A 21,710-nucleotide genomic window follows, 5' to 3' on the forward strand; every position below is an offset into this window, starting at 1 on the left:
TCAGTTTTTTTATAAAATTAAACCCGACAGTTCTAAGCTGTCGGGTTTTTTATTGTTTTTTACTTTTGTGCAGTATGTCATCCTGAGCGAAGTCGAAGGCTTACCAATTGGAGTGGGTCTTCGACTTCGCTCAGACTGACAAAAATATAGATTGTATACTTTCGTTGGAATTTGGACACGAGCGCTAGCGAACTGGCGAAGCAATTTAAAAATTGGAATTTCTAATTCACTTTCACTCGAATTCCTTTTGTATGACTTGCAAATTCAGGCGCATACATACTTTGAATTGTCGTGATTCCGTTTGAGAATTCTCCGCTGTTATTTACTCGAATATCATATTCTAAAACATACGTTCCTTTATTGATTTGATCAAAGAAGAAATGTGTTGCGGCATCTTTTGTACTCATATAATAGCCCAAACCATTTCTGTATTGATATTCAGAAAGAACATTGACAGGTTCAAAACACGAAGCACGCATATCTTTCAAATGAATATATTCAGAATCTTCTTTGGCAGTGATAATTAATCGAACAGTAACTAAATCGCCAGTTTTCAGTGGGTTTTTAGATGTTATTCGCTGTAATTGATCACCTTTTAAAGTGTTTTTCTTCAAATACAATTCTTTCGAAACAGATAAAACAGCGCCAGTATTATTTTTAATTTTATCTAAATCCTCAAAATACTGCCAATAAACACCACCAAAAGCAGGAACTTTAGATTTGTTCTGAATTTTGATTACGGCCATATCTTTTTTAACTTCTTCAGCTTTCCAGTTTAATTTGATATAACCCGTTTCGGCTTCTTTTTGGTTTTCGACTAATTTTTTGGTTAAGATTTTTTCATCTCCCAATTTAATAACGGTATTGTCTTTTACCGAAAGCCAATCGGTTCCTTGCATTAGTAAAGCATAAATAGCTTCAGTCGTTGATTTTGTTGTTGGCCAATTTTTGGTTTGTTTGTTTTTTAATAACCAAACTTTCATCGCGTCAACAGATTTTGTGTCATTGTTTATTTCGGTGAAAGCCTCAATCAACAACGCCTGAGTTTCTATAGGCGCCTGATACCAATACCAACCTGCTTTATTGGCAATCCAGTACATTCCCCAATCTTCATTGTTTGATGAAGTTTCTTTTAAACTTTCGATGATTTTCTTGGCACTTTCCTTTTCTCCAAAACGATTTAAAGTTAAAGCAGCCAATCCTTTTTCATAAATAGAATAATTCAGCCATTCTTTTTTGGCAGTTTCCAGATATAATTTAGTTGCTTTTTTCAACGTATCAGAAAGCGGATATTTCTCTAAATAAAAACTTCTTGTATATAAATAATGTAAATCAGAATAAGGATTAACCCAGATTAGTTTATCAATTTCTTTTAATTTTTTTGTTCGGGTTTGATAATATTCTAAGAACTTATTGTCTAAAAATGGAATTCCAGTTTTAGTGATTTCATCAATTTTAGAAATATTGTTTTTAGTTAGTTTTTCTAAATGACCTAAACCAGCCAATATATGTCTGGTAATATATTCACTTTCAGAACCGCCGTCAAACCAGCCAAATCCACCAGATGATTTTTGTTTTTGTTTTAATTTTTCGAAAGTTGCCTCTTGAGAAGTTTTCATTTTTTCTAAATCAAACAAAAGAGCTAGATTTTTTTTCTTTTCATTTTCATTTTGAGCATCATTTAGCCACGGAGTTTCTGCCAAAATGAGCGATTTTAATTCTTCATTTTCTTCTAGTTTAGAAGTAGATTTTCCGTTTTTTCTCCAATCTTCAAAAACAGTAGCAATCTTCGGATTACTCGAAATGATTTCTGTTGCCAAAGCATTGGCATAATAACGCGCAAAAGTCTGTTCGGCACATTCGTGTTCGTATTCCATTAAATACGGTAAAGACTGAACGGCAATCCAAGTTGGATTAGAAGTATATTCCAGGGTAAATTGATGATTTTTTAAAGTAGCTGAATTGTTGTTTTTTAAGTTTTCGAAAGTATATTCTTTAGTAGAATTTTCTCGAACCCAAATCGGAATACTTTCCGTAACCAACATATTATTTGTCAAAACTGGAATAATATTTTCTTCTCCATCCGAAAAATTACCTGCTTTTGCCACAATTCGATATTGAACGCCTTGCAAACCTTCAGGAATTGTAATGGTCCAATTTGCTGTAGTATTTCCGAACGCTGGAATTGTAAAGTTTTTGATGTTTTTTACGTTTAGCATTTTGGTATCAATCGGCTTCATGGTTTCGGCATCAAAAAACTGTAAACTTGCGATTCCCGTTTTCGCTTCAGCGGTAACATTCGAAATTTTAGCGCTAATAACAATAGTATCTTTTTCTCTAAAGAATCTCGGGAAATTTGGCATCACCATTAATTCTTTCTGAGTAACAACACTTTTTTCTAGATAACCAGAAACAGCATCTTTATTGTGCGCCAGCAAACGAAGTTTCCAAGCCGTTAACGCTTCGGGAGAAGTAAAATTGAAACTTACTTTTCCTTTAGAATCTGGTTTTAAATTCGGGAAAAAGAAAGCGGTTTCTGAGAGATTTTTTCTGGCTTTTACTTGAGTTAGAGCTTGCATTGCTTTTTGGGTTGTCACAATGATTGCTCCATCTTTTCCTCTAGAACCATATGCTAAACTTGCTTCCTTGGGAGCTAAATAATCAATAGATAATAGATCTTCAGGATTAATCTTTTCAAAATTAATCTGTGAAGAAATATCTCCATCAATTATATATAATATAGATGAATCTATAGCAATAGAAGTCAATCCACTAATTATTTTTTTGCCAGGAATGAACTTTATTTTGTTGGTTTGATAATAATATTCAGAATTTTTAGTCGTTTCCTGCGCGTACGCGAGAACAGGCTTAACAAATTTAACCATGCTTACATTTACCGCTGCAGAATCGACCACTCTTTCACTTACCGCTCCCGCACCAACTGGTTCATCAATAGTTAAAACGGCATCTGGATCTCCTTTTATGGTTTCGCTTCCGACTTTTTTATCTTTAATATCAGCAATTGTGATACCCAGCGCTTGGCCATATCTACTATTGTAAAAATTGAAGCCAAACCATTTTAATCTTATTTCTTCATTAGTAATTCTTGAAAAAGGCAATCTTTCGTTTAAGTTTTCAACAGAAAGATACGTCATCTCAAAACCTAATTTTGTTTTATAGATTGCATTATTAAAATTGTAACGATTTACAACATTTAACGGATTCCAGTTTTCTTTTGCAAATTGATCTAAAGAGCTGTCGTACATAGACGCCAACACTTCTGCTTCATTTTTTGTATAAAGACTATTTAATTTAAATGACCAGTTTTCTGTCGTTCCAGGTTGTAACTTGCTTCTAAAACTTTCTACGCTCCATTCTAATTTCGGCTGTTGTGTTTTTAGAGCAACAGAAAGATCAGTTGTAAAAGAATCATTTTCAAAAACACTTTCAAATGTTAATCGTACTTGATTTTCGAATTCATTTTTTACAGGTATTTTAATCGTTGATTCGTGGTTTTGTAAATGAATATTATTTTCAAAATAAACTTTGTTATTATAATTTCCATTAGCTGTAATGTATAATTCTGGAATAACTGATGATAGTTTTACAAGAACAAAACCATCTTTTTTCGGATCTTTATTCAGCTGCTCGGCAGTAAATAATTTACTTGGATCAAATTTGTCTTTACTTTGTTTAAGACTAAAATTCGTAGTAGTTTCTATCGGATTATCAAAACTATCTTTGGCAGAAAATACAATTTTGTAATTTCCAGATTTATAATTCGAAATAAAATCGAGTACTAATTTTTTGTCTTTTTGAGTATCTATGTTTTTTGAAAACAGTAAAGTTTTGTTAGATTTTGAAAGTGTATCTTCTTTTAAAATTTCATAAGGAAATAGTTTCTCAAGTTCTTGTGCTGAAATAGTTTGAACTTCGGGTTCGTCTAAAACTCTGTTTTTAAATTTATTAGAAAACGGACTTACAAAATATAATTTAATTTCGCCTTTTGCAGCTAAAAATTCTCCGTTTAAATTGGTACTGTTTAAAATTATTTCGTTTTTATTTTTAGTTTCAATTTTATTCGGAATCTGTGCATTTAAGATCAAATCGTGATAACCAACTTTTATAATGGTTTCTGCTGAATGCGTTTCGCCGTTTATATCTGTAACAGTAGCTTCAATTTTATAATTAAAAACAGGTAATTGTTCTTTAAGGTTATTTTTTGACGGTAGTGCAGTAAAATCAATGCTAAATTTACCAGATGCGTCAGTTTTTGTTTCACCAACAGCTAAAGTTTCATTATTATCTCCTCCATAATAATTTCTATAAAAAGTGGTGTATCTCGTTACAGAATATTTTACAATTGCGTCAGAAATATTACTTCCGGCAAAAGCTATTGCGTTTCCTTTAACCTTAATTGGCTGGTTCAATTGAAAGCTTTCTTTTTTAGTATCAAAAGTAACTTCAAATTTTGGACGTTTATATTCCTCCACAATAAAGTATTGGGTAGCGTTTTCTAATTGTACATTATTCCAGTAATCAATATTGCTGTCTGCGATTTTATCTGGTCTTTGTGCTTTAATATGAAAAGAACCTGTCAATCTATTTTTAGGCAATATAAATTCACCAGAAAACGAACCGTATTCATTCGTTTTCACGTCAAATTCTTTTATGTTCTGATAATTAATATCTGTAACTAGAATTTTGAATGATGTATTTGCGTTTATACTAGTTTTGTTGTTATTTTTTTGAATAGCAATTCCTTTATAATAAACCGTCTGGCCAGGTCTGTAAATAGCGCGGTCTAAATAAAACTGAACTTTACCGCTAGGTTTTTCATCGCTAGAAAGCTTATATGTTTCTGTATTTCGAATATAATTTTTGTGAAATACAATCGTGTCATTATCTTTTGAAAGTTTAACGATTCCATAGTATGAATCATTATTAGAAACTTCAAAAGATGCTTTTCCGCTTGCATCAGTTTTTACAATTTTAGTCGCAAATTCAATAGTAACATTTTCGAGAGGTTTTCCTGTTTTTCGATGCAAAACCTGATAGGTTTCGGTTTGGTCATTTTTTGAAACAAGAGTAGACAAATTTGAAACCGTGATAATTTGATAACCTTCTGCTTTTTTGTTTTTTATTTCAGAATCGCTTTCTACATAAACCAAATAATGTCCTATTGCTAGTTTTGGCAATATTATTTCTGTAGAAGATTCGTAATAATCATTTTTGTTCGGAAGATTGTAAGTTTCAGAACTAACTTTAGTTTGTTTTTTAAGAATTGAATTTACTAAACTGTCTTTTTTGAGTTCAGATAAATCATAAAAATCAACTGTTTTAGATTGCGCAATTTTGTAAAAAGATACGATGGTATTATTTACGTTTTTGAAACGAATTAAAGCCCTAGTATTTTCGTTTTCGTAACTGTTTTGCAGAAGTTCAATCGACAACTCTTTAGTAAGAATCTGTTTTTTTTGTATTGAAGCAAGTTTTGCAGTATTCGATTTGTCATTAATCTTTATGATTTCATCAAGAATGACAAGCGCTTCGATATTATTATTTGGCTTTGTTTCTTTTGAAGCATTATCGGTTAAAAAAGTGGCTTTGTCTAATTTAATATCTTGAATAAGATCTTTATCCTGAACTTGTTTTTCGAGTTTATCTAAAAATGCATAGTAATCAAAAGGGTCTTTTGTTAGGTATGTGTAACAAAATTTTGCACGGTCAAATTGATTTTTGAGTGAAGGATTACTAGTTTCTTTTTTTTGGTACAAAGACAACACTTTTTTGATGTTTTCATCTTTCACAAAATCAAGATTGAGTTTTGTAAACAAGTCAGAGTTTCCTAATAATTGTTCTTTATATACTAAGAAATCACTGGATCGAATATCCCAACTGTTTATTTTTTCTGTATAAAATTCGATGTTTTCTTTCAGTAAAAAATCCCATAAAGTTTCTTCTTTAAATTTTTCTAAAGATGAAAATTCAAAAATAGCTTCATATTTACTTAATGGAGTCGCTTTTAATACGGCTTCATTTTCTAATGTTTTTTCAAAAGCGCGGACAACATCTTCTTCTGGTATAGGAATTTGAGGAACATAATCTGAATGCGGAACTTCTACAGAATCAATCGCGGTGTCGCCATAATCTACAACAGCGGCAGAATCTACAACAGCTGCTGCTTCGTCAACTTCTACTACGGCTGAATCTACTACAATAGTGTAATCATAATCAGAATAATCTTTTAGGTATTTGGCGTAAATTAAATTTAAAATCGCTTTAGAAGGTATAGAAACGCGATTAATATCTCTTTTGAGATTCTCTACAATTTTAGTTTTAGAATTTTCATCTAGAACTTGCAAATATTTTGACTGATAAAAGAAGCATTTTATCATCTGTACTTCATCTTTTTTGGATACAGATCTTTTGTAGATTTTGGCTACAACTTCATTTGCCGATTTTATTTTGCCTTCGTTTTCTAATGATATGGCTTTAGACCATTTTTTATCATTCTGTTGTCCAAAAATTACTGAAGAGATTAATAAGAATACAAAAAGTATATTTTTCATAAGAAAGTTTTAATCTTTAGATGAATTAATTTGCCGTTTGGTTGGGAAGATTTCAAATTATTTTTAAAAATAGTTTTCGTACAAATTAATAATTTATTTTTAAAACCAAATAGAGCATTCTATATTTCCTTATTTTTGAAAAATAATTAACTGGTTTAATCGTTGAATTGTGTATTCGTTTAATAGAATAAACGATTCAACATCTAAACGATTCAACGTATTCAATGAAGACACATTTCATCGCAATTGGCGGAAGCGCTATGCACAATCTGGCATTAGCATTACATAATAAAGGATATCAAGTTACAGGAAGTGACGATGCTATTTTTGAACCTTCAAAATCAAGATTAGAGAAAAAAGGAATTCTTCCTGCAGAATTGGGTTGGTTTCCAGAAAAAATCACTTCAGATATTGATGCGATTATTTTAGGAATGCATGCAAAAGCAGATAATCCTGAATTATTAAAAGCGCAGGAATTAGGTTTAAAAATTTATTCATATCCTGAATTTTTATACGAGCAATCTAAAAATAAAACGCGTGTTGTAATTGGTGGTTCTCATGGAAAAACTACAATTACTTCTATGATTTTGCATGTAATGCATTATCATAATATTGCAGTCGATTATATGGTGGGCGCGCAATTGGAAGGTTTTGATACCATGGTGCATCTAACAGAAGAAAATGATTTTGTGGTTTTGGAAGGCGATGAGTATTTATCTTCGCCAATTGACAGACGTCCAAAATTTCATTTGTATCAACCAAATATTGCTTTGATTTCTGGAATTGCTTGGGATCATATTAATGTTTTCCCAACTTATGAAAACTATGTGGAGCAGTTTGAGATTTTCATCGAAAAAATTACAAACGGCGGAATTTTAGTTTATAACGAAAATGACTCTGAAGTAAAACGTGTTGCTGAAGCGGCGACAAATCCGATTAGAAAAATCGCTTATTCAACTCCAGAATATTCTGTGAGTGATGGAGTAACTTTACTAAAAACTCCAGAAGGCGATATGCCGATTGAAGTTTTTGGAGCTCATAACTTAAATAATTTGGCAGGAGCAAAATGGATTTGCCAAAATATGGGTGTTGACGAAGCAGATTTCTACGAAGCAATTGCGAGTTTTAAAGGCGCTTCTAAACGTTTAGAAAAAATTGCGGAAGGAAAAGGAAAAGTTGCTTATAAAGATTTTGCACATTCGCCAAGTAAAGTGGCTGCAACAACAAAGGCAGTAAAAGAGCAATATTCAAATAGAACTTTAGTTGCTTGCCTAGAGTTACACACTTATAGCAGTTTAAACGCTGAGTTTTTAAAGGAATATGAAGGCGCTTTAGAATATGCTGATGTTGCTGTTGTTTTCTATTCTCCAGATGCTGTTAAAATTAAGCAATTGGAAGAGGTTACTTATGAGCAAATAGCGACTGCGTTCAATAGAAAAGATTTAATTATTTATACCAATCCAGCTGAGTTTAAAGAGTATTTATTCAATTTAAATTTAGATAATTCTGCGCTTTTATTAATGAGTTCAGGAAATTATGGGGGTTTAAATTTCGATGAGGTTAAAGGTTTGATTGCCTAAATTCGTCAATTAGAAAATTAGAGAATGTGCCAATTGTTTTTCAGTTGGCACATTTTTTTATAATTATCTAATTGAAAAATTTTCTAATTATTTAATTCAAAGTTCCTTCGTATTTAAAATGTCCCACTATTTTGTAATCAAATAGACAATCTTCTAAAACTTGTCCGCCGCCGACATTATGAACAATTAAATTACGTTTTCCGTCAGCAGATTTTTTATTGGTTACAATTCCAATATGCGGAAGTTTATCGTTAATCATCCAAGTTACTAATTCTCCAGTTTTGTAATCTTTTGTATTTTGAGTTACAGGTAATTTGGTTCCTTTTCTTTCAAAGAATACTTCAAGGTTCGGAACTCTTCTATGGTCAATATTAGTATCGGTTTTTGTCATTCCCCATTTTTTTAGATTTGGATAAAGAGAAAAATTTTCGATCATATCTTCATGGACTTCTTTTTGCAAATCGATGTTTAAAATTCGATACGAACGAATTATAACATCTGTACAAACTCCCTTGTCTTTTGGAACATCTCCATTTGGGTAATCAATTTTGAAATAGGCGGGATCATAATCAATCGACGGATCAATTATTGAAATTGCGGCTTGAGATAATTTTTCGCCAAAAGTTTTGGGTTCGTTATAATTTGAAACAGCTACACTTTTGTTTTCTTTTTGGTGGCATGATAGAAAAAACAATAAAATAATGCAGGAGATTAATGGTTTCATTTTCAGATAATTTAGTTTTTAAAGATACTAAAATTTAAAAACGCCTGATATTAATTGAGAGATTTTTCTTCTTTTTTAAATATCTTCGCTTCTTAAAATTATAATTATGGAAGTGGGACATTTTGCTATAAAAAATTGGTCTGATGATGACAAACCTCGCGAAAAATTAATGCTCAAAGGAAAAGAGGCTTTGAGTGATGCTGAATTATTAGCAATCTTAATTGGCTCAGGAAGTCGTAATGAATCTGCGGTTGCATTAAGCCAGCGTATTTTAGCTAGTGTTGGCGGATTAAATTCATTGGCAAAATTATCTATTGCTCAATTAATGAAATTTAAAGGAATAGGAGAGGCGAAAGCTGTTACAATTGTTGCTTCTTTAGAGTTATGTGCACGTCGGAGATCAGAAAAAGCAGTTGAAATAACTAAAATAACCTCAAGTAAAAAAGTTTTCGATTTAATGCAGCCCATAATTGGTGATTTGTCTCATGAAGAATTTTGGGTGCTTTTTCTTAATAATTCCAATAATGTGATTTCTAAGGTTCAATTAAGCAAAGGAGGAATTGGCGGTACAACTGTAGATGTCAGATTGATTTTTAAATTGGCGTTTGAGAAATATGCTACCGCCCTGATTCTGTGTCATAATCATCCTTCTGGAAGTTTGATGCCTAGTGATGCCGATAAACAAATTACTAGAAAAATTCGCGAAGCAGGAAACAAGTTAGATGTTAAAGTTTTAGACCATATTATTATAACTGAATCAAAATATTATAGTTTTGTAGATGAAGGAATTTTTTAATACATGAATACCAATATTACAGACATCTTTTTTGATTTAGATCACACGCTTTGGGATTTTGATAAAAACTCAGAAATGGCTTTTGATCGAATTTTCAAAACTAAATATCAAGAAATCGTTACTCAAGATTTTATTAAAGAATATATTCCGATCAATCAAGAATGCTGGAGATTGTATCAGAATGACAAGATTACACATCAAGAACTGCGTTATAATCGTTTGAAGTATTCGTTTGAAGCTTTGAATTATGTAATTTCAGAAGAGAATATCTTGGAAATTGCTAATGATTATATTGAATTTCTTACTGATAATAATTATCTTTTTGATGGAGCAATTGAAGTTTTGGAATATTTAAAGCCAAAGTATAAACTTCATATCATTACAAACGGATTTGCCCATGTTCAGGAAAAGAAAATTAATAATGCTTCGCTTGGAGATTATTTTAGCACAATTACAAATTCCGAATTAGCTGGAGTTAAAAAGCCAAATAGTATTATATTTGATTATGCATTAAAACTGGCAAATACTTCAAAAGAAAACAGCATAATGATTGGAGACGATTTTGAAGCTGATGTTAATGGGGCTTTAAATGCAGGTTTAGATGCTATTTTCTTTAATGAGAAAAAAGTTGACGTTTCAGAAAACTATAAACAAATTAACCATTTATTAGAACTAAAAAAATATTTATAATGATGAGAATTAAAATTTTACTTGCTGCAATTTTATGTTCAGTTGTTGGATTCGCGCAGTCTATTAATGATTACAAAGCTGTAATTATTCCGTTGAAATATGAGTTTATGAAGACTGATAACCAATATCGTTTGGCAACTTTAAGTAAACAAAATTTAACTAAATCTGGTTTCGAAGCTTTTTATGCAAATGAGCAACTTCCAGATGGTTACACAGATCGTTGCCAGGTTTTATATATTGATGTAATAAAAGATAGTGCATTTTTAGTAACTAAGCTTATCGTACAATTTAAGGATTGTTTTGGTCAAGTTGTTTATACTTCAGAAGTAGGAAGAAGTAAGGAGAAGGATTATGATTTAGCTTACAAAGAAGCATTGGATAATGCTTTTAAGTCAGTCATTACTTTACATTATAAATACAGCGGTAATCCAGTCGCGACTTCAAAAACACCTGTTCCAGCAAAAACTGTTGCAGCTACAGCAGTTACTACTGTTGCAGCGACACAAATTGTTGCTGCATCTACACCAGATTTGAAAGATCCAAATTTGTTATATGCTCAACCAACTGAATCTGGTTACCAATTGATCGATAAAACGCCAAAAGTAGTTATGAAACTTTTCAAAACTTCACAACCAAATGTTTATATCGCTACAAAAGATAATGTTCAAGGTTCTTTGATCTTAAAACAAGATGGACAATGGTATTTTGAGTCTTATCAAAACGACAAATTAGTTTCAGAAAAAATTGTAGTAAAATTCTAAATACAAAGTACGACTTAATAGCCGTATTTATCTTTCCAACGGTTCTTTAAAAATTCGCGGGTACTGTTCTCTCTAGAATTGTTTCCAGGATTGTAAAGAACCGTTTCTTTTATGGCATCGGGCAGAAATTCCTGTTCTGCAAAATTATTGGCATAATCGTGCGAGTATTTATATTCATCTCCATATCCTAATTCTTTCATTAGTTTAGTTGGTGCATTTCGCAAATGAATAGGAACTGGCAAATCACCAGTTTGTTTTACCAATTGTTGAGCAGAACCTATTGCCATATACGAAGCATTGCTTTTTGGCGAAGTAGCCAAATAAATTGCACATTGGCTTAATATAATACGGCTTTCTGGGTATCCAATTGTAGTTACAGCCTGAAAAGTATTATTGGCCATTATAAGTGCAGTTGGGTTAGCATTGCCAATATCTTCGCTAGCCAAAATAAGCATTCTTCTGGCAATAAATTTTACATCTTCACCGCCTTCAATCATTCTTGCCAGCCAGTAAACAGCTCCGTTGGGGTCACTGCCACGAATAGATTTAATAAAGGCAGAAACTATATCGTAATGCTGTTCGCCAGTTTTGTCATAAAGAACCGTATTTTGCTGCACAAGTTCTAAAACGCGATTGTTGGTAATAGTAATTTGATCACCAGCCGAAGCATTAACGACAAGCTCAAATACATTTAAAAGTTTTCTTCCGTCACCGCCAGAAATACGCAGTAAAGCTTCTGTTTCTTTTAAATTTATTTTTTTTGTCAGTAAGTAAGTGTCAGTTTTCATTGCACGCTCTAAAAGAGCTTCTAAATCGGCTTTTGTAAAAGCATTTAATATATATACTTGGCAACGTGACAATAATGCAGGAATCACCTCAAAACTTGGGTTTTCGGTTGTTGCACCGACTAAGGTGATCCAACCCTTTTCTACGGCAGCTAAAAGTGAATCTTGTTGTGACTTGCTAAATCTATGAATCTCATCAATAAATAGAATAGGATTTTTAGCAGTGAAAAGTCCGCCACTTTGTTTTGCCTTTTCAATAACATCTCGTATGTCTTTAACGCCAGAATTTATGGCGCTTAGGATATAAAAAGGTCTTTTTGACTCTTGAGAAATAATTTGAGCCAAGGTTGTTTTTCCTGTTCCGGGAGGTCCCCAAAAAATCAAAGAAGGAATTATTCCTTTTGATATTTGCTGTGTTAAAGAACCAGTTGGGCCAACCAAATGCTGTTGGCTTATGTAATCTTCTAATTTTTGCGGACGAATACGCTCTGCTAAAGGTGCTTCCATAGATACAAAATTACTATTTTAAGATTTAAATTTCATTTATTCAAAAGTTAAAACAGTTCATAGAGAGAAGGATTGTTCCGATTTGGGACATTTTTTTATCTCGATATGACAAAATATCAGTAAATTATTTTTGGATAGTTTTTTGAGTTCTATTAGATGTTATTTTATAAAAATATGAGCGACACTAATTTTAAGTTTTCAAATTCGGTTATTGGACTTCCATTATTTTTTGTCCTTTTTTTATGGGTTGTATATTGGCTTCAAATACGGTTCGATTTTGATTTTTACCGATACGGAATTTATCCTCGAGATTTTTTAGGACTTCGTGGTGTTTTGTTCAGTCCTTTTATTCATGAAAATTTAGATCATTTATATAATAATAGTATTCCGCTTTTAATATTACTGGCAGCGATGCAGTTTTTTTATCCAAAACAGACTTTAGGAGTTATTGGGTACGGGATTCTATTTTCAGGATTGATTACTTGGGTAATAGGAAGAGAGAATTTCCATATTGGAGCCAGTGGATTAATTTATGTTCTGGTTAGTTTTGTTTTCTTTAAAGGTATTCAAACTAAATACTATAGATTGGTAGCTTTATCTTTAACGGTGATTTTGCTCTATGGCGGAATGATATGGTATGTTTTTCCAGATGTTGACCAATCTATTTCTTGGGAAGGGCATTTAGCCGGACTTATTACAGGTTTTGTGCTTTCATTGTTTTACAAAGCGCCCGAATATGCCAAGCCAATTGTTTACGATTGGCAGCGTCCAGATTTTGATCCAAGCAGTGATCCGTTTATGAAGCATTTTGATGAAAATGGAAACTTTGTTGTTTTTCCTAGTGAAGAGGTAGAAGATAATTTGGGATATTTTTTGTCTAGTCATCCAGTAAATTATATTATGACCAAAAAAGAAGCTCCTGAAGAAGATGCCACTCCATAATTTTCGTTAAGATAAAAAGATTAAATTTGTTAGGTAACAAGTTAATTTTTGTGCATTATGAAGAAAATGAAGTTTTTAGTTTTGTTCTTGTGTTTTGTTTTTAATGTAAAAGCTATTGCTCAATGCGAAATCAAAAATAGGGTGCAAGCAGATGGAAGTATGGTTTATTTTTTTGAACCTGCTGTGTTTTATGCTACGAAATCAAAATCGTTAAAAATTAATATTGTTACAGACAAAGAGCATTATTTTGTTGCATTACAACCTACGCCATTTCCTGAAAAGAAAGTTGGAAAAAAGATTAAAGATGATTTAATAATTCATCTTGCAGATAATAAAACCTATAAACTAGCACATTACGATACACAATATCGACGTAACGATTCTATAATGCAAGTTCTTTATTTGATTGATAATAAGGATCTCGATGCTTTTTCTAATTACGAAGCTGTTAGCGCAGAAATCAATATGCAAGGGACTGAATTCGTTAGAAGTTATAATTTTAAACTTCATAAAAATGCTATTATCGAACAGCTTAAATGTTTTATAAAGAAAGAAGAAAACTAACTTATTCTTCGTCTTTTATTTCAGAATGCTTTTTGGCTTTTATTTTCTTTTGAAGGTTTCGAAGAAGATTGTTGAAAGTTACAGTAAGCGAGGCAGCATTGGTTGTTTGATTTCCACCGCTTCGCGGAAGATATTCGTTACAATAAGTTAGTTCGACCTGAAAATCATCTGAGAATAAATAACCAGCTCCAATATTGAAACGATTCCTGTCAAAAAAACTTTCACCTGTAACATTTGCTCCAGATTTAAAATAAACTTCGTCTGATGCAATTGCATATACGACACCGCCCCTTAATATTTTACTATTGATTGGTTGTATGTATTTAATTTGCTGACGGTATCTAAAAACATTCTCATAATCATCGTCTTCATTTCGAATATGACGATATTCAGTACGCATTCTAGTACTTAAAGTATACCCAGTTTTATGAAAGTAATAAATGCCCTGAAGAGCAAAACGCCATTCGGGAGATTCAAACTGACCAATTTCGGGGACATCTCTGTTGTTGAAATAGGCAACAAAAGCCGAGAATTTCCATCTGGGAGAAAAGTAATAATGGCCCCAGCCTCTAATAGATCTCTGAATAGTGTTTTCGAATAAGTTTGGGGATGATTCAGTACTGCTGTAAGCTGCAGCAAAATCTATTTCAGTTGCCCATTTTTTACTTAAAGTTTGGTTAAACTGAATTTCGTTCCAAAACTGATTGTATGTAGTATTTTGTCCGTAGCTGTTTGTAATTAGTAAAATTACAAACAGGCATCGGAATATTATAATTTTTGATTTTGAATTAGATTTTGAAAGCATTAATTAAAGGTATTTAATTATTTCATTCGCATCTTAATCTTTTAATGGGTTTTTATGTTCTTTGGCGGACAGCTTCGTATAGAAAAGCGCCACAGGCTACAGATACGTTTAAAGAACCAATTGAGCCAAACATTGGCAATTTGGCTTTTTCATCTACTATTTTTAAAACAGAAGGATTTATTCCTCGATCTTCAGATCCCATAATAATTGCCACTGGTTCAGATAGTGATATGTCGTATATGTTCTGATCTGTTTTTTCGGTTGCTGCTACTGTTTTAACTCCAGAGCCTTGTAAGTAGAAGATAGCGTCTTTTATGTGTTCAACTTTGCAAATAGGCACATTGAATACAGCTCCCGCAGAAGTCTTAACTGTGTCTCCGTTTACTGGTGCAGAACCTGCTTTTTGTATAATGATTCCATTCACACCAGTACATTCTGCAGTTCTAATTATAGCGCCAAAATTTCTAGCGTCTGATACTTGATCTAATATAAGGAAAAGAGGTTTCTTGCCTGATTCAATAGTAGATTCAACTAAATGTTCTAAATCAATAAAACCAATAGGAGAGATCGTTGCTACTGCACCCTGATGATTATTTGGAGTAAGGCGGTTTAGTTTTTCTACAGGAACATAAGAGAAATTAACGTTTGCACGCTTCATTACTTTCATTAAGTCTTTCATAAGCTCTCCCGAAATATCTTTCTGAATGAAAACTTTGTCTACTTCTTTTCCTGCTTGAATTGCTTCTATGATGGCTCTAATGCCAAATATTTGATGTTCTTTTTCCATTGGACAAATATAGGTAATATGTTTATATAAAAAAACCACCCCAAATTAATGGGGTGGTTTAAATAAACAGCTATAGATAGCTTTTTAGTGTTCGTCTTCAGGGAAACCAGTTCTCTTATATCCTTTTATTTCATAAACAGTTCCTGGATTATCATCATCTGAGAATGTAGCTTTAAACGAAATACCGTCAACAGTGTGACCTCCACTAGATTTAGTATCATTCTTAGTGACTTTTCCGTCTGTGATATTTACAGTAACATCATAGCCATCAACACTGCTTGCTAAATTGCTTCCTGCAAATGATAGTGAGCTTACTGTTGCTGGGGACTTAACTTTAAAATCCCAAACGTTACCGTGATCGTCAATCCAGAATTCTTTCCCATCATTTGCTGCTGTATTGTAAGTAGAAATAAGTGCATAGTCATGCACAACCACTCCGTTAACTAATGTTTGAACGTACCAGTCTCCAGCCATTGATTCAGTTGATGTTCCTCCTGGATCAGTATCTCCTACCTCGTCACAAGCTACAAATGACGTTAGTACAAGTATTGCTACAAGTACACGCGTTATATTTAATTTTAATTTTTTCATTGTAATAATTTTAAAGTTGTACTTGAGTTAATGTTGCAGTAAAAGTATAATTAGTACTTGCATCTGCCGCCCAAAGATCTGTTAGAACAAGAGTTTTTGTATTTGCATTAACAGTTAAACCAGTAATTTTAGAGGATCCTCCGAAACCTGAGTTTGCTTGGGTTCCAGGAAATGTAAAATCATTAGTAGCAATATCATTAGCGATAATTTTTGCTCCAGGAGTGATATATCCAATGCCAAGAGCTCTACCATAAGCGTACCATCCTCCAAATGAATCAGAAATCTCATAACTTCCATCTGTATTTTTCCAGATATAGATATATTTAATATTTCTGTATGCATTAGATGGAATTGTTCCGTTTCTAGCAATTGTACAAGTATAAACTCCTTCAATGCTATTCACTAAATCCCCAGTTTTGTACACAATTACTTTTCTAGTTGCAGCTCCTTTAAAGCCATCAACATTTGTAGCGCTATATGTTTGTGTGTACTCGTCCATTGTGTTTGTATCGAGGGTTTTAGCTCCTCTGTAATTTCCAGAAAATGTTATATCTGTTGGAATTACAGCGCCATTTTCAGTGGCTACAACTCCTGGGTCGGTGTATGTCCCGCCTAGTGGTACAAAAACCGTGCTTTCGCCATTGACTTCAAATACAGGATAGTTTGTTACCCTAGATACGTTTGCGCTTGAATCAGCATCGCAAGAAGTAAGTAGCAAACCACTAACTACTACTGTCATCAGTTTTATGAATATATTTTTCATTTCGTAAATTTTAATTAGTTAACATCCCACCAAACTGGGTCTGTGATCGCCTTAAGAGCAGGTGCATTTGGATTTCTTGTTTTTACACTATTAGGTAAAACAACTCTTTTTGGGAATAAATTTTCTGTTTGGCTGTTTACAGAAATTGCAAATTGTCCAGGTACATAAGATTCACTTGTTTGTGGCACTGCAGATACTTTAGGGTATCCTGTTCTGTTTTGTTCAAAGAAAGATTCGTATCCGTTTCCAGGGAAACTAGCAATCCATTTTTGAGTAATAATAGCTTCGATTTGTTGTGCAGTTGTTCCTGTTGTTGGGAATTCATATTTTCCTCCAGCAGCAAGCAAAGCAGCAGGGCTTCCAACTGGTGGAACAGTAACTGAACCAATAGTAGTGCTTGTTTGGTACTTATTAAAATTAGCAGTAACACCTAAATCATATTTTTCTTTAGCACCGGTTCCTCCATAATATCTAACAAGAGCCTCAGCTTGCAAGAAATAGCTTTCTTCAGCACTGATAAAATAGAAAGGAGTAGTTGCCCATAGAGATACTAAAGATAGATTAGTGGCACTGTTTAAGAAATCACCTTGGTTATTAGGGTTTCCAACTCCATAATATTTATTTAAACGCGGATCTGCATTTGTTTGCAAATAAGAATATAATGTTTTACTAGCTCTAAGGTTTCCAGTAGTATTTAACTGTCTTCTGTCAGTTTCATATAATGGGTTACTTCTGTCTGCAGCATCTTCAAATTGAGTCATTGCAGCATCAACATCTAAAAATTTAGCACCTGAATTAATTAATGTAGTAATTCCTGTTTGAGCTAATGAAGGGTCTACTTCTGTTAATCTTGTATATAATTTCAACAATAAAGTATTACCAAATTTTGTCCATTTTTCCATATTTCCACCAAAGATGAAATCATCACTACCTGGATCGTCACCAACAGAAGCATTTAGATCTTTTGATAATGCTAATTTTAAATCAGCAATCATTAAGTCATAAGTTTCTTTACCTGTATTGAATTTAGGATATAAGATGCTTGTATTGTTTGCCTCTGTGTAAGGAATGGCATCGTATGTATCTGTTAAAACTTGTGAAGCTTCAACTTCTAATACAGTAGCCATTAAAAAATATTTTGTATTTCCTTCAGCAAGAGCTTGTTGTTTTACAGTTCTAATATCATTTAACGCATCATACATTGCAGCATATGCAGCTTGATAATCGTTAGTTCCAATACTGTACTGGTCAACGTCTTTGTATTGATTAGAAGTATTGTTTTGTGTCCAGAATTGAGACCAAAATCCGCCAATTAAAGCGTAATATGATCCCTGTGCACCTGCTAAACCTGCGATTCCTGCAGGAAAAATAGTGCTATTTGCTTGCCCCGGAGGTAATAAATCCGGATCTCTATTAATGTCAAATGTATCATCACACGACACTAGTAAGAAAAGAGCTGTTATTATTGTTGCTATCTTTTTCATTTTACGATATATTTTTTTAGAATGATAATTTTAAAACTCCACCTACTGATCTTTGTGATGGGTTAGCTCCAAATTCTCCTAAATCTGAAAGTACACCAGTTCCGTAAGTACTTACCTCTGGATCAACATAAGGATTGTCTCCTGGAGTCCACATAAATAAGTTTCTTGCATAAACTCCAACTGTAATTTTGTTTAATCCCATGTTTTTGCTAAGTGCAGAAGGGAAGTCGTAGTTTAAATTTACCTCTCTTAGACGTACAAAAGTTTTGTCAATTACGTGATTTTTCTCGTATCCAGGGTTAGTTTGTGTATTGTAATAGTTAGCTACGTTATCAAAAGAAACTGGAGTTGTGTTTTCTACATAAGTTACAGAACCGTCAGCAGCAACAACTTCGTTTACAGAATTTGGTACAATGAAAGGGTTTCTATCGTTGTAAGTAGTTTCAATACCATTTCCTACGAAATGCGCCAATCTTTTTGTGTAAGAATACATTTCTCCTCCCTGTTTCCAGTCTAGAGAGAATCCTAAATTAAAGTTTTTGTATTTGAAAGTGTTTTGTAATCCCATTACGAAATCGCGTTGAGAGTTTCCAATATTTTGAGCTTCAGAGCTAGCTAAGTTAACACCATTTGCTTTGCTTACAATTGGTTGACCAGCTTCATTTGTTTTTGGTACTAGTGAGTAGTATGATCCAATAGGCTGTCCTTTTACAGCTCTAAAAAATACGTTATATGCTGGTGCTAGATCAACGTATGGAAGTCCACCGTTTATTTCAGTTACTTCGTTCCAGTTTTTAGTAAACGTGTAAGTTAAATTCCAAGTAAAGTTTTGGTTTTTGATTGGACTTGCACTAAGAGAAAGCTCTATACCTTTATTCTCGATTGTAGCAGCGTTAATTGTTTTTTGTGTATAACCTGTAGAAGGATCTAAAGGTAAGTTAACAATCGCGTCTTTAGTTGTTTTGTGATATACGGCAACATCATAGCTGATTCTGTTTTTTAAGAATGATCCTTCAGCACCAAGCTCGTATTCAACTGTAGTTTCTGGTTTTAACTCTGGGTTTCCAAGTCTACCGTTAGATTCGTAAAAACTAACTCCTCCAATTGGAGATGCAATAATACCAAAGTTAGCAGCAGCAGATCCAGGGATGTAAGAGTTTGCTGTTCTATAAGGGTCTGTGTCATTCGCAATTTTAGAAGCAGCACCTCTTAATTTCAAGAAAGTATCTCCATTATCGATTACAATTGCACCTAAAGATAACGATGGGTAAAAATAAGCATTGTTTCCTATTGGTAATGTAGATGTAATATCTTCTCTACCTGTAATAGTAGCAAAATATCTGTTTTTGAAAGCAAATTCTGCAGAAGCATAAACCGCTCCAGTTTTTCTTACACTATTAGATTGCGTAATTGTTGGTCTAACAGCAGAGTTAGAAAGTTCATAATATCCAGGGATACCTAAGTTGGTAATTGTATTGAATAATTGATCAGACTCTCTTTTGTTGAAGTTAACACCACCTAAAAGGTTTAGTGTCCAATCTTCGCTTAAGTTTGTGTTGTAGTTTAAGTTGAAGAATGTATCAAATTCAGAAAACTCAGATCTTCCTTCAGTAACTCCACCTACTGTTAAACTTCCAGCAGCAGCTTGTGGGCTTCCTGGTAAATAGTCAACAATAGCTCCATAACTTTTAAATCGTTCAGTTCTAACATTACCACCAATTTGCCATGTAGCAGTTAATTTGTCAGTAATTTTGTAGCTTAAGTTAGCGTTACCAAAAAAGTTACCACCATAAATTTTTGTGCTATTCTCATTAATTGAGAAATATGGATTTGTAGCGTAAGGAGTAAAGTAATAAGATGGAGAGTTGAAAGGATTATTTTTGTAATCTTTCAAGTCTACAATACTTATATCAGTAGGGATTTGTAGCAAATCTTGTTGTAATGTAGAACCTTGCCCTGCATCATCACCCTGACCAGTGTTTACAACACTTTGATCTTTGTAGATATAGTTTAGCGAAGTTCTTAAAGTAAATCTTTTACCTTTTAAACCTCCATTGAAACCAACAGATTGTTTTCTATATTCATCAGCATCAGTTGGTACAACACCATCACTGTTTACATTTGAAAATACTAAAGAGAAATCAGATGTATCTCCACCACCGCTTAAGTTTACAGATTGTGTAGACATAACACCTGTGTTGTAGAAGTCTCTAACATTGTTTTTTAAAGCGACATAAGGTTTAATTTGTTGGCTGTTGTTGTAAACAGATCCCCATGGTCTTATTTCTCCATTGAATGCAGGTCCCCAAGAACCATTTTCGTTGCTGTAAGAGTTAGATCCTGAGTAGCTTACCCCGTTCCAGCCTTGTCCAAATTGAGTTTGGTTATGTGGAACTCTAGCTACTTCACTTAACTCTGTAGAAGCTAGCATGTCAACTTTAATTCCACTGTTTGATTTTCCTTTTTTAGTTGTAATGATGATAACACCACCTCCAGCTCTTGATCCATATAAAGCAGAAGCTGCAGCACCTTTAAGTACGGTCATGCTTTCAATATTGTTAGGGTCAAGGTCACTAACACCATTACCAGCATCGTAAGATCTTGTAGAAGTTGCTACTCCATTATTTCCTGTACCTGTTGGTGTATTGTTGATTGGTGTTCCGTCAATTACATAAAGAGGGCCGTTATTTCCCGTAATTGTGTTCAATCCACGAATAACAACTTTTGTAGAAGCTCCTGGTTGAGATGGAGCAGTAATGTCAACCCCAGCGATTTTTCCAGAAAGAGTTTCAAAAGGGTTCGCATTAACTACTTGAGTAATTGCGTCTGATTTTAAAGTTGTTGTTGCGTATCCAAGAGATTTTTTCTCTCTTTTGATACCAAAAGCTGTTACAACAACACCTTCAAGTTCTTGTGCTCCTGCATCTGCCATTTTAACATTTACAGTAGAAGAACTTGCAGCTACTTCTTGAGTTTTCATCCCAATGTAGCTAAATACCAAAATTTGGCTTGGTGACACTTTGATCGAGAATTTACCGTCAAAGTCAGTTTGTGTTCCTGTTTTAGTTCCTTTAACTAATACACTAACACCCGGTAAAGGCATTCCTGCATTATCAGAAACTGTACCAGAAACAGCTCTTTCTTGCGCAAAAGAAAGTTGCGCGACTAGTACTAATAACAGTACTAAGAATCCATTGAACTTTAGTTTCATTTTTAAATATTTTGAATTAGTCCGACAAAAATCTTAATAATTTGTTAATCTACCTAATATAAAAAGCTTTTTTTTTAGTTAAATAATGATTTTAAGGTTAGATTTTGTCATTTTATCGATTATAATCGGCTTAAAATTACAAAACCGT

General features: G+C 33.1%; 15 protein-coding genes. 6 read left to right on the plus strand and 9 right to left on the minus strand.

Annotated features, from left to right (window positions below; all coding sequences use genetic code 11):
* Positions 1-221: 221 nt before the first annotated feature.
* On the minus strand, positions 222-6,572 hold the full coding sequence (locus tag RB618_RS10085; RefSeq protein ID WP_308068629.1) for an alpha-2-macroglobulin family protein: 6,351 nt from the start codon (positions 6,570-6,572) through the stop codon (positions 222-224).
* A 224-nt stretch (positions 6,573-6,796) separates the two neighbouring features.
* Between RB618_RS10085 and murC the strand changes: the two genes are divergently transcribed.
* Positions 6,797-8,152 carry a Mur ligase family protein gene (murC, locus tag RB618_RS10090; RefSeq protein ID WP_308068630.1) on the plus strand — a complete coding sequence of 452 codons (1,356 nt, stop codon included), beginning with the start codon at positions 6,797-6,799 and terminating at the stop codon, positions 8,150-8,152.
* 91 nt (positions 8,153-8,243) lie between these two features.
* Here the strand turns inward: murC and RB618_RS10095 are convergent, their stop codons facing one another.
* The gene (locus RB618_RS10095) at positions 8,244-8,876 is read right to left on the minus strand and encodes a DUF1287 domain-containing protein (RefSeq protein WP_308068631.1); all 633 of its coding nucleotides are present in this window, start codon (positions 8,874-8,876) and stop codon (positions 8,244-8,246) included.
* Positions 8,877-8,982: 106 nt separating this feature from the next.
* Between RB618_RS10095 and radC the strand changes: the two genes are divergently transcribed.
* From radC to RB618_RS10110, 3 genes are read left to right on the plus strand one after another with little or no spacing between them, the layout of a single operon-like run.
* Positions 8,983-9,672, plus strand: a complete 690-nt coding sequence (gene radC, locus RB618_RS10100; RefSeq protein ID WP_308068632.1) for a DNA repair protein RadC — start codon at positions 8,983-8,985, stop codon at positions 9,670-9,672.
* A gap of 3 nt (positions 9,673-9,675) precedes the next feature.
* Entirely contained in the window at positions 9,676-10,362 is a 687-nt protein-coding gene (locus tag RB618_RS10105; RefSeq protein ID WP_308068633.1) for a YjjG family noncanonical pyrimidine nucleotidase, read from the plus strand.
* Entirely contained in the window at positions 10,362-11,123 is a 762-nt protein-coding gene (locus tag RB618_RS10110; protein WP_308068634.1) for a hypothetical protein, read from the plus strand. Before RB618_RS10105 ends, RB618_RS10110 begins: the two co-directional genes overlap by 1 nt.
* Positions 11,124-11,137: 14 nt before the next feature.
* On the opposite strand, the gene RB618_RS10115 is transcribed toward RB618_RS10110, so the two are convergent.
* Positions 11,138-12,415: a replication-associated recombination protein A gene (locus tag RB618_RS10115; RefSeq protein WP_308068635.1), complete on the minus strand. Its 1,278-nt coding sequence runs from the start codon at positions 12,413-12,415 to the stop codon at positions 11,138-11,140.
* A gap of 174 nt (positions 12,416-12,589) precedes the next feature.
* Here RB618_RS10115 and RB618_RS10120 point away from each other — a divergent pair, with 174 nt between their 5' ends.
* Both RB618_RS10120 and RB618_RS10125 read left to right on the plus strand, forming a co-directional pair.
* Positions 12,590-13,357 (plus strand): rhomboid family intramembrane serine protease, encoded by a 768-nt coding sequence (locus tag RB618_RS10120; protein WP_308068636.1) that lies wholly within the window; start codon positions 12,590-12,592, stop codon positions 13,355-13,357.
* 57 nt (positions 13,358-13,414) lie between these two features.
* Positions 13,415-13,921: a hypothetical protein gene (locus tag RB618_RS10125; RefSeq protein WP_308068637.1), complete on the plus strand. Its 507-nt coding sequence runs from the start codon at positions 13,415-13,417 to the stop codon at positions 13,919-13,921.
* A 1-nt stretch (position 13,922) separates the two neighbouring features.
* Here RB618_RS10125 and RB618_RS10130 read toward each other — a convergent pair whose 3' ends face one another.
* From RB618_RS10130 to RB618_RS10155, 6 genes are all read right to left on the minus strand, one after another.
* On the minus strand, positions 13,923-14,726 hold the full coding sequence (locus tag RB618_RS10130; RefSeq protein WP_308068638.1) for a DUF2490 domain-containing protein: 804 nt from the start codon (positions 14,724-14,726) through the stop codon (positions 13,923-13,925).
* A 52-nt stretch (positions 14,727-14,778) separates the two neighbouring features.
* Positions 14,779-15,513, minus strand: a complete 735-nt coding sequence (gene rlmB, locus RB618_RS10135; RefSeq protein ID WP_308068639.1) for a 23S rRNA (guanosine(2251)-2'-O)-methyltransferase RlmB — start codon at positions 15,511-15,513, stop codon at positions 14,779-14,781.
* Between the two features lie 84 nt (positions 15,514-15,597).
* A complete protein-coding gene (locus RB618_RS10140) occupies positions 15,598-16,104 on the minus strand; it encodes a lipid-binding protein (RefSeq protein ID WP_308068640.1) in 507 nt (168 codons plus the stop codon).
* Positions 16,105-16,114: 10 nt separating this feature from the next.
* Positions 16,115-16,867 carry an immunoglobulin-like domain-containing protein gene (locus RB618_RS10145; protein WP_308068641.1) on the minus strand — a complete coding sequence of 251 codons (753 nt, stop codon included), beginning with the start codon at positions 16,865-16,867 and terminating at the stop codon, positions 16,115-16,117.
* A gap of 14 nt (positions 16,868-16,881) precedes the next feature.
* Positions 16,882-18,351 (minus strand): SusD/RagB family nutrient-binding outer membrane lipoprotein, encoded by a 1,470-nt coding sequence (locus RB618_RS10150; RefSeq protein WP_308068642.1) that lies wholly within the window; start codon positions 18,349-18,351, stop codon positions 16,882-16,884.
* A 16-nt stretch (positions 18,352-18,367) separates the two neighbouring features.
* Positions 18,368-21,562, minus strand: coding sequence for a SusC/RagA family TonB-linked outer membrane protein (locus RB618_RS10155; RefSeq protein WP_308068643.1), 3,195 nt, complete (start codon positions 21,560-21,562; stop codon positions 18,368-18,370).
* Positions 21,563-21,710 lie beyond the last annotated feature (148 nt).

Source organism: Flavobacterium sp. LHD-85 (genome assembly GCF_030929595.1).
Classification (GTDB): Bacteria; Bacteroidota; Bacteroidia; order Flavobacteriales; family Flavobacteriaceae; genus Flavobacterium.

What these genes read in the sequence shown, in the direction of transcription:
- radC (WP_308068632.1), top strand. Translation starts at nt 8,983, where the DNA reads ATGGAAGTGGGACATTTTGCTATAAAAAATTGGTCTGATGATGACAAA.
- rlmB (WP_308068639.1), bottom strand. Translation starts at nt 15,513, where the DNA reads ATGGAAAAAGAACATCAAATATTTGGCATTAGAGCCATCATAGAAGCA.
- RB618_RS10110 (WP_308068634.1), top strand. Translation starts at nt 10,362, where the DNA reads ATGATGAGAATTAAAATTTTACTTGCTGCAATTTTATGTTCAGTTGTT.
- RB618_RS10115 (WP_308068635.1), bottom strand. Translation starts at nt 12,415, where the DNA reads ATGGAAGCACCTTTAGCAGAGCGTATTCGTCCGCAAAAATTAGAAGAT.
- murC (WP_308068630.1), top strand. Translation starts at nt 6,797, where the DNA reads ATGAAGACACATTTCATCGCAATTGGCGGAAGCGCTATGCACAATCTG.
- RB618_RS10085 (WP_308068629.1), bottom strand. Translation starts at nt 6,572, where the DNA reads ATGAAAAATATACTTTTTGTATTCTTATTAATCTCTTCAGTAATTTTT.
- RB618_RS10120 (WP_308068636.1), top strand. Translation starts at nt 12,590, where the DNA reads ATGAGCGACACTAATTTTAAGTTTTCAAATTCGGTTATTGGACTTCCA.
- RB618_RS10125 (WP_308068637.1), top strand. Translation starts at nt 13,415, where the DNA reads ATGAAGAAAATGAAGTTTTTAGTTTTGTTCTTGTGTTTTGTTTTTAAT.
- RB618_RS10140 (WP_308068640.1), bottom strand. Translation starts at nt 16,104, where the DNA reads ATGAAAAAATTAAAATTAAATATAACGCGTGTACTTGTAGCAATACTT.
- RB618_RS10095 (WP_308068631.1), bottom strand. Translation starts at nt 8,876, where the DNA reads ATGAAACCATTAATCTCCTGCATTATTTTATTGTTTTTTCTATCATGC.
- RB618_RS10155 (WP_308068643.1), bottom strand. Translation starts at nt 21,562, where the DNA reads ATGAAACTAAAGTTCAATGGATTCTTAGTACTGTTATTAGTACTAGTC.
- RB618_RS10130 (WP_308068638.1), bottom strand. Translation starts at nt 14,726, where the DNA reads ATGCTTTCAAAATCTAATTCAAAATCAAAAATTATAATATTCCGATGC.
- RB618_RS10150 (WP_308068642.1), bottom strand. Translation starts at nt 18,351, where the DNA reads ATGAAAAAGATAGCAACAATAATAACAGCTCTTTTCTTACTAGTGTCG.
- RB618_RS10145 (WP_308068641.1), bottom strand. Translation starts at nt 16,867, where the DNA reads ATGAAAAATATATTCATAAAACTGATGACAGTAGTAGTTAGTGGTTTG.
- RB618_RS10105 (WP_308068633.1), top strand. Translation starts at nt 9,676, where the DNA reads ATGAATACCAATATTACAGACATCTTTTTTGATTTAGATCACACGCTT.